12 protein-coding genes are annotated in these 13,942 nt (G+C 67.1%); 10 read left to right on the forward strand and 2 right to left on the reverse strand.

Going from position 1 to position 13,942, the window contains the following annotated elements; genetic code table 11:
- Window positions 1–70 precede the first annotated feature (70 nt).
- Entirely contained in the window at window positions 71–715 is a 645-nt protein-coding gene (locus QA861_RS28855) for an SGNH/GDSL hydrolase family protein (protein ID WP_334591592.1), read from the reverse strand.
- Window positions 716–842: 127 nt separating this feature from the next.
- Here QA861_RS28855 and QA861_RS28860 point away from each other — a divergent pair, with 127 nt between their 5' ends.
- On the forward strand, window positions 843–1,553 hold the full coding sequence (locus tag QA861_RS28860) for a cupin domain-containing protein (RefSeq protein WP_334591594.1): 711 nt from the start codon (window positions 843–845) through the stop codon (window positions 1,551–1,553).
- 136 nt (window positions 1,554–1,689) lie between these two features.
- Here the strand turns inward: QA861_RS28860 and QA861_RS28865 are convergent, their stop codons facing one another.
- The gene (locus tag QA861_RS28865) at window positions 1,690–2,679 is read right to left on the reverse strand and encodes a LacI family DNA-binding transcriptional regulator (RefSeq protein WP_334591596.1); all 990 of its coding nucleotides are present in this window, start codon (window positions 2,677–2,679) and stop codon (window positions 1,690–1,692) included.
- A gap of 231 nt (window positions 2,680–2,910) precedes the next feature.
- On the opposite strand from QA861_RS28865, the gene QA861_RS28870 reads away from it, so the two are divergent.
- The 9 genes from QA861_RS28870 to QA861_RS28910 all read left to right on the forward strand — a co-directional run bounded on the left by QA861_RS28870 (window position 2,911) and on the right by QA861_RS28910 (window position 13,805).
- Window positions 2,911–3,831: a carbohydrate ABC transporter permease gene (locus QA861_RS28870; RefSeq protein WP_334591598.1), complete on the forward strand. Its 921-nt coding sequence runs from the start codon at window positions 2,911–2,913 to the stop codon at window positions 3,829–3,831.
- Window positions 3,824–4,720, forward strand: a complete 897-nt coding sequence (locus QA861_RS28875; RefSeq protein WP_334591600.1) for a carbohydrate ABC transporter permease — start codon at window positions 3,824–3,826, stop codon at window positions 4,718–4,720. The genes QA861_RS28870 and QA861_RS28875 overlap by 8 nt, the downstream gene beginning before the upstream one ends.
- Window positions 4,721–4,822: 102 nt before the next feature.
- Window positions 4,823–6,127, forward strand: coding sequence for an ABC transporter substrate-binding protein (locus QA861_RS28880; RefSeq protein ID WP_334591602.1), 1,305 nt, complete (start codon window positions 4,823–4,825; stop codon window positions 6,125–6,127).
- An 86-nt stretch (window positions 6,128–6,213) separates the two neighbouring features.
- On the forward strand, window positions 6,214–7,329 hold the full coding sequence (locus QA861_RS28885) for a Gfo/Idh/MocA family protein (protein WP_334591604.1): 1,116 nt from the start codon (window positions 6,214–6,216) through the stop codon (window positions 7,327–7,329).
- The gene (locus QA861_RS28890) at window positions 7,326–8,288 is read left to right on the forward strand and encodes a DUF6807 domain-containing protein (RefSeq protein ID WP_334591606.1); all 963 of its coding nucleotides are present in this window, start codon (window positions 7,326–7,328) and stop codon (window positions 8,286–8,288) included. The genes QA861_RS28885 and QA861_RS28890 overlap by 4 nt, the downstream gene beginning before the upstream one ends.
- A 950-nt stretch (window positions 8,289–9,238) precedes the next feature.
- The gene (locus QA861_RS28895; protein ID WP_334591608.1) at window positions 9,239–9,403 is read left to right on the forward strand and encodes a hypothetical protein; all 165 of its coding nucleotides are present in this window, start codon (window positions 9,239–9,241) and stop codon (window positions 9,401–9,403) included.
- A 522-nt stretch (window positions 9,404–9,925) separates the two neighbouring features.
- Window positions 9,926–10,894, forward strand: coding sequence for a PaaX family transcriptional regulator (locus tag QA861_RS28900; RefSeq protein ID WP_334591610.1), 969 nt, complete (start codon window positions 9,926–9,928; stop codon window positions 10,892–10,894).
- Window positions 10,895–11,198: 304 nt separating this feature from the next.
- Entirely contained in the window at window positions 11,199–12,248 is a 1,050-nt protein-coding gene (locus QA861_RS28905) for an alpha/beta hydrolase family protein (RefSeq protein ID WP_334591611.1), read from the forward strand.
- A 324-nt stretch (window positions 12,249–12,572) separates the two neighbouring features.
- Complete coding sequence (locus QA861_RS28910) at window positions 12,573–13,805, forward strand: glycoside hydrolase family 5 protein (protein ID WP_334591612.1); 1,233 nt, start codon at window positions 12,573–12,575, stop codon at window positions 13,803–13,805.
- Window positions 13,806–13,942: the final 137 nt, after the last annotated feature.

The raw sequence follows: 13,942 nt of genomic DNA on the forward strand, positions 1-13,942 counted from the left end.
GCTGACTTCATCAATATGAAGAAGGATCTACCTGACCGATATCGGTCAGGCAGATCCGATTGCCTACTGATCAATGGGATGAAATCTGCTGCAGCGTGGCGCTCACCACCGGCACATAGAAAGTGGTGATACCCGCCTCGTTGGGATGTGTTCCCGACCCCTCTGTGCCAGGGAAACCGTTGACCAGGTCGTCGAACGTGTATTTCGCACGCTGGGTGTCGTCGCGCGTGTCGAACGTGGTCTCTCCGAAGACGTCGGCGACGGCGATGTCCCACTTGCGGCAGGCTTTCAGGGTCGCCTCGCGCAGCGCCACCTGAGTGTCCCAGTCCCGCGAACCGAGCTTGTGGGCGGCGACGTACACGATACGGGCGGTCGGCCACTTCCGCGCCATGGCGTGCAGCGTCTTCTCCAACTCTTCGGCGTAGGTGCCGACCGTGTACGCGCGGTCCCGGAAAATGGACTGCGCGTCGTTGGTGCCTCCGTCGAAGACGACGAAGTCCGGCGCGATTTCGGTCACTTGCTCGACCTGCGTGAGTATCTGTCCTCCGGAAGCATGCGGGTCGGCGCCTATGGTCGCGCCGTTCCGGGCGAACTTGGTGAGGGCCATACCCTCGCGCTCCGCAACTACGTCCACGAAACTGTGCGGGTACACATGTCCGTACACAATGCTGTCGCCGAAGGCATAGACGCTCTTACCTACCAAGCCATTGTTCACATCGTCCTCCTTGCGGCTTCGCTATTCGGGTCTGATTTTAGACAGAACATTGACCGGTTGGGCGATCGGAACGTAAATTAAGAAGGATAGAAAGCGCTTACTGAATGGAACTGGAGTGTTGACACACATGAACACAACCAACACCGGATTGCCCGGGGGCGTCGCCATCTCGCATCTGTCGGTGTACGACTGGCCTGCCGCCGACGGGGCGTGCGGCGGCACGCCTCACATGCACCTGGCGTGTTCAGAGGCTTATGTCGTCACCGGCGGACGCGGGGCCGTGCAGACGCTGACCTCTTCCGGGTACGAGGTCACTCCGCTCCAGGCCGGCACGGTCGCCTGGTTCACGCCGGGCACCATCCACCGGCTGGTCAATGAGGGCGATCTGCGGATCACCGTTCTGATGCAGAACAGCGGACTGCCGGAGGCGGGGGACGCGGTCCTCACGCTGCCCCCGGAGTACCTGACAGATCCGGAGACGTACGCCCGCGCCACCGCCATCCCGGCCGACGCGCCCGAGGAGGAGCGGGAGCGCGTCGCCCGGGCCCGGCGGGACCTCGCTCTGGAGGGCTACCGGGCACTTCGGGAGGCCGACGGGCCACAGGCCCTGGCCGCGTTCCACCGTGCCGCCGCCGCGCTCGTACGGCCCCGCATCGCCGAGTGGCGTGAGCGGTGGCGACACGGTGCCGAGGCCTCCGCCGCGGCCACCGGGGTGCAGCTCGACTGGCTGGAGCGCGGGGATTCCCCTCACCTCGCAGATGCCGCCGTGAGGTCTGAACAGCCCGCTGCCCGTGGGAAGTTCGGGATGTGCGGCCGGCTTGACGTCTACGCGAACTGAGGGCGATGCGCACCTGAGGACGCGCGGCGTGCGCGGCCGGTTCGGCCCGCACCCACGGCCAGGCCGGATGGGCGGTGCAGGCGCAGGGGACGGACCCGGTCCGTCTGCTCCGCGCCCACCCCGGCAGCGGCGCTGGTCACCGCCTGCGGCTGAGACGCCCTGCCGCAGGCGGCTCGGCCGTCGACTCCCGCCAGACGATCCGGAACAAGGAGCCCTCAGCCGTCTCGGGCGCGCTGTCCCTCAGGCCCGCGATCAGCTTGGCCATGGCCGTACTGCCCAGTTGTTCGAGCTCCACGTCGACGGTGGTCAGTGACGGGGTCATGAACTGCCCGACCCCGGCGTTGTCCCAACCGGTCACGCTGAGGTCTCCGGGCACGTCCCAGCCGCGCTCCCGGGCGCCTCGGACGACGCCGGCTGCGACAAGGTCGTTGGCCGCGATCACCGCGGTCGGCCGCGCATGGCTCGGGAGCGCCCGTATCGCCTCGATGCCGGACTCTCCCGACCAGTCTCCGTCGAAGACCCCGACGGACTCGACCCCGAGGCGTTCGACGGTCTCCAGATAGCTCTGCTTGCGCGCCCTCGCGGAGGCGAACTGCGCGTCGCCCGCCACGTGGAGGAACCGGGAGTGACCGAGCGCCGCCAAGTGCTCGATCATCCGCACCAGGGGCGTGGCGTCGGCCAGCTGCCCGATGCCGCGCATCTCGTCGTCGAAGTCGGCCGAGATCACCACGGCCGTCCTCTGGTGCAGTTTGCTCTCCACGGCGGGAAGCACGGGGGCGAGGGAGAGGATGCCCTCGTACTGTCCCGAATCGGCGAGCTCCAGCAGGCGGTCGCTCCTCGCGCGTACGCCGCCCCCGGCACTCACGACATCCACGAAGAACCCTGCGTCCTGCGCCGTCGCGCCGGCACCCGCCAGCATGCGTGAGGGGTTGAAGGCCATGGCAGGCATGAGGATGGCCAGTCGGCCGGTCTTCCGCGTGCGCATCGACCGCGCCACCAGGTTGGGACGGTAGTCCAGTTCCCGTATGGCCTTCTCCACGCGTTCCAGGGTCGCCGGCTTCAGCCCCCCGTTGAACCGCAGATACCGCGACACCGTCTGGGGTGACACACCGGCGAGCCGCGCCACATCGGTGATCGTAGGCCGTCGTCGCGCCGTGTCAGCGCCATCCATCCGCTTCCCCCACCCTTCCGCCAACGTTCGGTGAAGTCAGAGACTACACACTCTTGACGTAAAAAGTGATCGTTCACTATTGTCCTCGCAACCCACAAAGTGAACGATCACTTTTCGGGTGACGCGGGGTCCGGGACGGGCCCGCACCACTGTGTTTCCGATGCCGCCGCTCAAGGGAGCAGTGCCGTGAGCTCCATCAACGAACTACGCCGGCTGCGCGGGTCCCAACGGGGCGCGCGCCAGCAGAACAAGGCGGCGTTCTTCTTCCTACTGCCATGGTTCGTCGGGCTCTTCGGGATCACTCTCGGTCCGATGCTGGCCTCGCTCTACCTCAGCTTCACCAAGTACAACCTGTTGCAGCCGCCGCAGTTCAACGGAGTCGAGAACTGGACGCGCATGCTCGATGACGAGCGTCTGCACAAGTCGCTCGAAGTGACGTTCAGCTACGTCCTCGTCTCCGTCCCGCTACAGCTGGCGATGGCCCTCGGGCTCGCCCTGGTGCTGGACAAGGGAGTGCGTGGCCTCGCCTTCTACCGCTCCGTCTTCTACCTGCCGTCACTGATCGGCGGCAGCGTGGCGATCGCCGTGCTGTGGCGCGCGATGTTCGGGACCAACGGCCTGGTCAACGAGGCCCTGGCCCTCGTCGGTGTCCAGGGGCAGGGCTGGATCTCGGAGCCGTCAACGGCGCTGTCGACCCTCGTCGTCCTGAACGTATGGACCTTCGGCTCACCCATGGTGATCTTCCTCGCCGGGCTGCGGCAGATTCCGACCTCCCTCTACGAGGCGGCCTCCGTCGACGGCGCGAAGCGCTGGCGCCAGTTCCGCAGCATCACCATTCCGCTGCTGACACCCATCATCTTCTTCAACCTCGTGCTGCAGATCATCCACGCCTTCCAGACCTTCACCCAGGCCTTCGTGGTCTCCGGCGGTACCGGAGGGCCCGCCGACTCCACCCTCTTCTTCTCGCTGTACCTGTACCAGCGCGGATTCGGCCACTTCGACATGGGGTACGCGTCCGCGCTCGCGTGGCTACTGCTCCTCATCGTCGCGGCCTTCACCGCCGTCAACTTCTGGGCCTCAAAGTACTGGGTGTTCTACGATGACTGACCGCACCGAAGCCGTACCCCGCTCGCTGCCCGCCCCCCGCCCTCACGCGATACGCCGGGTCAGACGCGCCGTGCGCGCCCCTCTCAAGCACTGCCTGTTGACCCTCTGCGCCCTGACGATGCTGTACCCCGTCCTGTGGATGGTGGTCAGCTCGCTGCGTCCCAACAGTCAGATCTTCCGCAGTGCGGGACTCGCCCTGACGCACCCGCGCTTCGAGAACTACAGCAACGGCTGGAACGCCTTCTCCCAACCGTTCAGTCACTACATGATCAACTCGGCGATCGTCGTCACCGGCGCGATCCTCGGGAACCTCCTCGCCTGCTCCCTGGCCGCGTACGCGTTCGCCAGACTGGAATTCCGGGCGAAGCGCGTGCTGTTCGCCATCATGCTCGTCACCATCATGCTGCCGATCCACGTGATCATCGTGCCGCAGTACGTCCTGTACTCGGAACTCGGCTGGGTCAACACGTTCCTGCCCCTGATCGTGCCGAAGTTCCTGGCCACCGACGCCTTCTTCATCTTCCTGATGGTGCAGTTCATCCGGGGTATCCCCCGCGAGATCGACGAGGCGGCTCGGATCGACGGCGCCGGGCACGCGCGGATCTTCTTCCACGTCATCCTGCCGCTGATGGTCCCGGCCCTGGCGACCACCGCGATCTTCACCTTCATCTGGACCTGGAACGACTTCTACACCCAGCTCATTTACCTGACCGACCCGGACATGTACACCACTCCTCTCGCGCTGCGCACCTTCGTGGATCAGCAGAGCGCGACGGACTGGGGCTCGGTGTTCGCCATGAGCGTCGTGTCGCTCGTTCCCGTCTTCCTCGTCTTCCTCGCCGGGCAGCGCTTCCTGCTGCGAGGCATCGCGACCACCGGCGGCAAGTAACCGCGGGGGCTACTGCCGGACACGCGGAGGCGACCGAGTCATGGCCGTTCGGAAGCACCGCAGCCACCGATCCGACCCACTTATCAGCCACAGGAGAACCACATGAACCCCAGCCCCTTCAGACGCGTCGCGATCGGGGCGGTCGCCTCACTCTCGCTCGTACTGACCGCTTGTAGCGGCAGCAGCACCGGATCCGCTCCCGAGCTCGGCGACAAGCCGGTCACCATCCGCGCCACCTGGTGGGGTGCGGACGCCCGCGCCCAGCTCACCGACGAGGTCATCAAGGCGTTCGAGAAGAAGTACCCCAACATCACGGTCAAGGGCCAGTACAAGGACTGGAACGGCTACTGGGACGCGCTCGCCACGACGACCGCGGCGAAGGACTCGCCCGACGTCGTCCAGATGGACGAGCTGTACCTCGCCTCGTACGCCGACCGCGGAGCGCTGTACGACCTCGGCAAGGCCAAGAAGATCCTCAGCACCTCGCAGTACGACGACCAGGCCCTGGCCACCGGACAGATCGACGGAACGCAGTACGCGCTTCCCGTCGGCGTCGGCGTCATGTCCATCCTCGTGAACACCGACATGTTCAAGAAGTACGGCGTGAAGGTTCCCGACGACAAGACCTGGACGTGGGACGACTACGCCAAGATCGCCAAGGAGCTGACGGACAAGAGCGGCGGCAAGATCCATGGTGCGGCCGGCGCGCCCGGCTTCTCCGCCGGCGATGTCAAGTACTGGGCTCGTCAGCACGGTGAGAACCTCTTCGACAAGGACGGCAACGTCTCGCTGAAGCCCGAGACGCTCGCCGGCATGTGGAAGTACGGTCTGGACCTGCTCTCCTCCGGGGCCAGCGTCAATACGTCGACGATGGTCGAGGACCTGACCGCCGGTGTCACCGCCGGCAGCTTCGCCACCGGCAAGGCGGCCATGATGGGGGCCTACAACACCCAGATCACCGCCATCCAGCAGGCCGCGGGCGCCCATGTGCAACTGCTGCAGATGCCTCGTGTCGGCAGCACCAAGGCGAACTTCTTCAAGCCCTCCATGTACTGGGCGGTCTCGAGCCAGAGCGCGCATCCGGCCGAGGCGGCCGCGTTCATCAACTTCATGCTCAACGACCCCAAGGCCGCCGACATCCTCAAGACGGAGCGCGGAATCCCCGCCAACAAGGAGATGCTGAAGCACCTCCAGCCGACTCTGGCCGGGACCGACAAGGCGGCAGCCGACTACATGAACGCCGTGACCCCGGGTGAGTCGCCGGTCGTGACGCCCAACGGCGGAAGCGGCATCGAGCCGGAGCTGCAGCGCTACAGCCAGGAGGTCTACTTCAAGAAGACCTCGCCCGAAGCCGCCGCGAAGGCCTTCATCAAGGAGCTTCAGGGCGAGATCGACGCTGCCAAGTGACCTCCTTCCGGGGGCCGTCGCCGCTGCCCACGGCCCCCGGTAGCCCCACGAGAAGTGGGTCAGGAACCAAGAGAGAGAAAACACCCATGCCCAGCCCCCGGCCGCCGTACCGCGTGGCCATCATCGGCACCGGCGGTATCGCCCACGCTCATGCCGAAGCCCTCGCCGAACTCTCCGAACGTGCCCGGCTGGTCGCCGTCGCCGACCTCGACCCCAGCCGTGCCGCCGAATTCGCCGACCGATTCTCCGTGCCGCAGGTCTTCAACGACCCGCAGGCTCTGCTGGAGACCGAAAATCTCGATCTCGTACACGTCTGTACACCCCCGCAGACCCACGTACCGCTGGCATCCATGGTGATGCGGGCCGGCGTCACCGCTTTGGTGGAGAAGCCGACGGCACTGAGCCTGCGCGAGATGGACCAACTGGCCACGGTGCAGGAGCAGACAGGCTCCAAGGTCCTGACCGTCTTCCAGCACCGCTACGGCGCGGCGGCGGTACGCCTGCGCCGGCTGGCCCGCTCCGGCGCACTGGGCCGGCCACTGGTCGCCACCTGCGAGACCCTCTGGTACCGGCCGGACGCGTACTTCGACGTGCCGTGGCGGGGACGCTGGGACGTCGAGGGCGGCGGCCCCACGATGGGACACGGCATCCACCAGTTCGACCTGATGCTGTCGGTTCTCGGCCCCTGGTCCCAGATCGCTGCACTCGCCGAGCGCCAGGCCCGGCCCACCGACACCGAGGACGTCTCGATCGCCGCCGTCCGGTTCGCGGGCGGAGCCCTCGCCACGGTGGTCAACTCCCTGCTGTCCCCCCGGGAGACCTCACGCCTGCGCTTCGACTTCGAATACGTCACGGTCGAACTCGAACACCTCTACGGCTACCGAGAGGAACACTGGCGCTTCACCCCGGCCCCCGGCCACGAGGGTCTATCGGACCTCTGGACCGACGGTGACGAGCCGGACATCACGAGCGGCCACAGACTCCAGATCGAGGCCGTGTTCGACGCCTGGGAGACCGGACAGGAACCCGGCGTCTGTCTGCAGGACGCGCGCCGCACGCTGGAGTTCGCGGCGGCGACGTACGCCTCCGCCTTCCGCGGTGTCCGCGTCGCAGCGGGCGAACTGACCGACGACGACCCGTTCGCGGTCAGCATGGACGGCGGCGCCGTGCCGTGGGAGCCGGTCAAGGAGGCCCGCGTATGAACGCTCTTGAGATCCACCACGACCTCGGTACCTCGGTCACCGTCAGGGACGGCGACACCGAGCTGTTCCGCTACGTGTACCAGCCGGACACCGTCCAACTGGAGTCGCCCAAGCCCTACATCCACCCCCTGCGCACCCGGGCCGGCAAGGTGGTCAGCCTGTTCCGTCCCCACGACCACGTGTGGCACAAGGGCATCGCATGGTCCCTGCCCCACGTGGGCGAGGAGAACTTCTGGGGCGGTCCCACCTACATCCACGGACGCTTCTACGTCCAGCTGCAGAACAACGGAACCCAGGCCCACCGCCGGGTCGTCGACCTGGACAGGGCCGACGGGACGGCGACGTTCGCCCACGACCTGGACTGGACCACCCAGTCCGGTGCGCTGTTCTTCACCGAGCGCAGGACGCTGCGAGCGAGCCTGATCTCCACCCACGCCTGGGCATTGACGTTCGAGACTCGGATGACCAACGTCTCCGGAACGGACGTCGCCATGGGATCGCCGACCACAAAGGGACGGGAGAACGCCGGCTACGGCGGCCTGTTCTGGCGGGGCCCCCGGTCGTTCACCGGCGGACAGTTCGTGACCGAGGAAGGCCTGGGTGGCGACGAGGTCCGTGGGCGGCGCATGGAGTGGATGGGCTTCGCGGGCCGCCACGACGAGACGGACGCAGAGTCGCTCGTCCTCATGGTCGACGACGCGGCCAACCCGAGTCACCCGCCGCAATGGTTCGCCAGGACCGAGGAGTTCGCCTGCCTCAACCCGGCACCGTTCTTCAGCGAGGAGCTGACCGTCGAGGACGGCGCGACCGTGCGGTTCCGCTACGGCGTCGGGATCGCCGACGCCGACGCGAACGCGGCTCCCGCACTCGCCGACGAGGTACGCCGGGTGCTCACACCGTCGGACACGCCGTCCGCACACGCCGCAGAATCCTCTGCAGGGCGCTTCGGGACGGAGTGATCCGCCCCTGCTCGCTGTGCAACCCCCCGGCGTGCACTCCCCGCTCACCAGGGAGTGCACGCCATTCCTCGCGTGAGACGGCGGGCGTCCCGGCGCTGCTCAATTCCTGCTCGCCTCGAACCGGACGAGGTGGCCGTGGCTGAGTTCTCGTACCTGTTGATGGCTGTCGGCCAATCCCTGCCTGTAGCCACTGCAAGCGAGCGCAGCAAGAGGCCAGTCCCGAAGAGTTCTCGCCCGCCGTGCAGCTCTACCGCATCGTGCATCAGGAGCCGAACCTCGACGGCGTTCCGACGGCCCTGATCCCGTTCTTGCGGTCCTGTCTGGCCAAGGACCCCGAGCAACGGCCCACGCCCGGCACTGTCAGCGTTCCGTTGGAACGCCTGGGCGGTCGGTGCGGTACTTGGCCGCAGTTGCTGCCCGAGGCGCTGGAAAAAGATCTCGCCGTGCGGGAGAAGGAGGCGCACGCGTTGATCTCCACGACAGTGCGATCGCCATCCGTGCCGGCTGTGCCACGTGAGCCCGAACACGGCCCGGCTGCGGCCGACGCGGGGACCGCCGTCCTTCCGCCTTCCGACGCTGTGCGACGGTGGGTGTCAAGCCGTACCGGCCGGGTGGTCGTCGGGACCACGGCGGCCTTGATGGCCACGGCAGGCACGTTCGTGGTGCAGCGTTTCTCCGGCGATGACGCGTCCGCGGAACGCCTTCGCCGTCACCCGCGGCCACATCGCTTCCCGCGGCCTGGGCAGGTGTATGGGTCGGCACCGGGCCGGGCAATCCCACCCCTGACGATGATAATCAGCGCCGAACCAACCGGTTCACCTTCGCTCTGACTCTCCACCCGGCACAACGGGGTGAATTGGCGGGCAAGCAGGTCAGCAACGTGATCGAAGTGAACACCAGCCTTGAGCTGGGATGCACCGAGACCCTTGCGGGAGGTACGCAAGGCCTCAATGGTCCTGAAGGCTGTCACCAGCCAACCCACCGACCCGTCGGGCGAAGTGGCCTGCCCCAACGGCAATGTCTACGTCGTCACGATGACCGGCCGAGACACCCTGAGCCTGAGCGACGAGGGTGACCAGTCCGCCGGGGCGCCGTCCGCCCTCACCCGGCGGTGACGGCTGCGCCCGCCAACCATGCGATACCAAACCCTTCCCATCCATTGCCGGCTTCGCTGAGGCCGTAGCGCCCCGTCGCCTCCGCCCTCCGGACGGACTCCCAGCCGCGACCTGCGAAAAGCAGTCCTGGTCGCCTCCTGATGGACGACCGGGACCGGCCGGTACGCAGCCCGGAGCGCGACGTCCAGGGCAGTACGTGGGCGGCGCGGGAGCGCGAGGCGCAGCGGGAGGCAGGGGTGCCGAGCCCGCCACCGGCATTGAGGTGATCAACCAGCACGGCCGGACAGTGCTTGCCATGAGCGCCATGAACCCCTTCCTGCGCCGCCAGGTCATCATCGGGCCAGGATGACGGTTCGCCGCCACCCCCTCCGAGTACGCCGGTGTAGCGCACCGGCCACTGTCCGGGCGCCTTCACCGGTGCGCGGAGGTCCCGCCGGGTGGGCCGATCCCGGTGGAGCTCCACCCGGTGATCTCCCAACCGTTAAAGTGGTGCCGCCCCTGTCCACCGCGTCGGAGCCGATCTTGCCCAACCTGTCCCACCTTGAGGAGCTCTTCTCCGACGAGGGTGACGGCGCCGCCGGCCCCGTGCGGTCGCCCGGCTGGCAGAGCACTGTCTCGCCACAGGGCCTCGCGGTGACCTTGATCGCCGACTACACGTTCCCCGTCCGGTCCTGGTTGCCGTCTGCGGCGATCGTGGCGCTGCTCGGCGAGTTCCACGTGACCTCCGGCGCCGCCCGTACGACGATCAGCAGGCTGATGCGCCGTGGGGTGCTGGAGGGCAGCCGGCAAGGGCGGCACAGCTCCTACCGGCTGACGTCTCAGGCCGCCGGCGACCTGTGGAGCGGCGCCAGTTCGATCGCCACGTTCACCACCCAACCCGACTCATGGGACGGACGGTGGACACTGATCGCCTTCTCCGTCCCGGAACAGGAGAGCACGCGGCGGCGGGCGCTGCGCACCGCGCTGCGTTGGCGCGGATTCGCGCCGCTGTACGACGCGCTCTGGGTGTCGCCGCACCCTCTGACCCCCAAGGGGCGGGTCGAGGTGGCCGACCTGGCGCGGGGAGCGGTGACCGTGTTCCGCGCGCGGCAGGAGGAACTGGACACGGAGGTCGACCGCAGCCCGGTCGAGGCATGGGACCTGACCGGCATCGCCGAGCATTACCAGGCCTTCGTCAGTCGTTGGAGCGGCTTGCTCCCGCACATCAGCGCCGACGGCGTCACCGGAGCCGACGCGGTGCGCGCCCGCACCGAAGTCATGAACGCCTACCGGCACTTCCCCATCCTGGACCCGTTGCTCCCCATCGGGCTGCTGCCATCCGACTGGCCCCGGTCACGGGCGCGGGAAGTCTGCGTCGCGGTGTACGACGGGCTGCTCCAGCCCGCCCAGGACCATGTCCGCGCCGTGGTGACCCGATTCGCGGAGGGACCGCACCTCGACATCAAGGCCCATACGATCGCCGGCATGAGTGCGGGTATCGGCCACGGCTGACGGCGGACCGTCGCCAGCGTGACCGGGCGGTGTGCGGAGACGCACCCGCGCCACCCGCGCCTCGATCTGTCGAATGCGCGTCGAAGACAACAGAGTTGGGCGCCAATGATTGACAGACCAGCGCCCGATCGGGACTCTGACTGTTGCAACCTGATGTGGGAACGCTCCCAGAGGCGCAGCACAGGACCAGTGGAAGGAGAGGCACTCTCTGCCACGCTTCCGCGGAGGTCGGCAGGTGTTCACCGGCTCGCCCTGTCTCTGCCCGCAAGGCAACGCCACATCGATCACCACCACGGTCGCTGTCATGGGCAGGACCGGAACATCCTCCACCGGCGCGATACGCCCACCTGACCACTCCCACGGCTACGACCCCCACCAGCTCGGTCAGTACGACCGCCCCGGCATCGCCGATGCCTCCTCCCGGCACCTGACCGAGCAGCGTTGCGAACCCCCCACACCAGGAGTCTTCATGACCATGCAACGGCGTAGTTTCCTGACCCTGAGCGCGGCCGGAGCCGCGGGCGTGGGCTTGTCCCTGCTCGGCACGGGACGAGCGGGTGCCACCGCACGGGCGGGAGCTCCGACCCAGCGGTTCGCGGTCGGCGTGCGCCCGTATGCCTGGAGCCGCGGCAGCCGCCGGTGGACCACCTACGTCTACTACCCCGCCACCGGCGCCCCCGGTGGCGCCCCGGTCACCAACGCGCCCGTCGCCCAAGGCGTCTTCCCGGTCTGCGAGTTCATGCACGGCTTCAGCAGCAGCCCACAGAATTCTCTGGCGATCATCCGCCCCCTGGCGGAGGCCGGCTTCATCGTCCCCGCCCCCCACTTCGCCAACCTGAGCGGGCAGGACGTCTACAACGGCAACCAGTCCAAGGACGTCTCCGAGGTCATCACACGGACCCTCGCCCTCAACACCGCCGGGGACCCGCTGGCCGGCCACATCAACACAGCGGTCGGAGTCGGCGTCTCCGGCCACTCGATGGGCGGCATGACCACCCACGGCCTACTCACGGCCTGGCCGGACGCGCGGATCACCGCCGCGATCCCCATGTCGTGTGTGGACATGGGCAACCCGAGCCCGTCGGTCCGCGCCAAGGTGCTGTTCACGCACGGCGACCGGGACGGAACGTGCCCGATCTCCTCCGCCCGTCAGGCGTACCGGGAACTGCCCGCCGCCAAGGCGTTCCTCACTTTCCGCGGCGCAGGCCACAGCAACTACTTCGGCGACTCCCGCACCGTCAACACCTTCGTGGACTGGATGCGGTGGAGTCTGTACGGCGACACCGCGGCCCGCGGCCGCCTTCGCAACGACGCCACCTCCAGCACCACCACCTGGGAATCCGCCCTGAGCTGAGGAGCAGCTACGTGCGGCTCCGGACGCGCGCAGTGGCCGTGACCGCGGCGCACCCGGGCCTGGCCGTCCAGGATGCGTGACCGTCCACGGACGCGCACCAGTCGGGGCAGCCCGGCCCTCGTCACAGCACGAGCGCTTCGCTGCTCCGACCACTTTCCGGGACTCCTGCGAGTCAGCCGCAGCGCCCACTGGCTGTGTACGTTCGCAGGCCCGCGCCCCAGAAATGACACCCCCGAACAGCCGGGCGGCTCCGGCCGCTCGCGCTCGGGCAGAAAGGTCCACTTGAGGGTTCAACACCCTCAAGACCGCAAGGGAGGAAAGCCCATGGCTTCACTAGCAGGGAAGATCAGAGTCATTCTCCTTGCCGTCCTGTTGGCGGTTGCCGCATCTGTGTACGGCACGGCGCATCAGGCGTCGGCCGATACCGTGGCACAGTCGAGCGCTTCACAGATCGTTGCCGACATGGGCGCGGGATGGAATCTGGGGAACCAACTCGAAGCCACCACCAACGGATATCCCAGCGAAACGGCATGGGGCCAGCCGGCCGTGACGCAGGCCCTCATCGACAAGGTGCGGGCGGCAGGGTTCAAGACGATCCGGATCCCTGTCTCCTACCTGGGATACATAGGACCCGGCCCGAACTACACGATCAACGCCTCCTGGCTGAACAGAATCCAGGAAGTCGTCAACTACGCCTACAACAGGGGCCTGCATGTGCTGATCAACATGCACGGTGACGGCTACAAGAACGTGAGCGGCTCCTGGCTGATCTGCGATTCGTCCTCCCAAACGACGATCAAGGCCAAGTACGAGAAAGCCTGGCAGCAGATCGCGAACAGGTTCAAGAACTACGACCAGCGCCTGATCATGGAGTCCATGAACGAGGAGTTCGACGGGCAGTACGGCCGTCCGACCCAACCGTGCTACTCCAACATCAACAGCTACAACCAGATCTTCGTGGACACCGTACGGAAAACGGGCGGAAACAACAGTTCAAGGTGGCTGCTCGTGGCCGGCTGGAACACGAACATCGACTACACTGCGGGGAATTACGGCTTCCAGCTTCCGTCCGACCAGTATCGCTCCCCCTCCATTCCCGCCAGTGAGCGGCGGATCATGATCTCCGTTCATCACTACAGTCCGTGGGACTTCGCCGGAGAGGAAAGCGGCACCATAACGCAGTGGGGACGAGCAGCGACCAATCCGTCGAGGAAGTCGACCTGGGGACAGGAGGACTATCTGGACGCCCAGCTCAAGACGATGCACGACGTGTTCGTCACGAAGGGATATCCGGTGGTGGTGGGCGAGTACGGTGCCATCGACAAGTCATCGTTCGATTCATCGAACAACAGGTATCGCGCGGACTTCGCCCGGGCCGTCGCGGCCACTGCCAAGAAGTACGGGGCCGCAAGCGTCTACTGGGACAACGGTGCGACCGGACGGTACGGGTTCGGGCTGTTCGACCGGCGCTCCCTCACGGTGACCCAGCAGGGCATCATCAACGGCATCATGAGCGGCGCCGGTGTCCCTGTGACCGGCCAGGGCCCTTCCGCCTGACGCACAGCAGGAGCGCAGACTCGGCAACGGGTACAGAACTCGGTGGGCGCGCAGTTCGGCCGGGGGGAGCTTGCCGCACGGTGTCGATCTCGTCCAACTGCGCGCCGCCTGCCGCGTGGCGGCGGTCGGTCCTGGTG

Origin of the sequence: Streptomyces sp. B21-083, assembly GCF_036898825.1 — a bacterium.
Classification (GTDB): domain Bacteria; phylum Actinomycetota; class Actinomycetes; order Streptomycetales; family Streptomycetaceae; genus Streptomyces.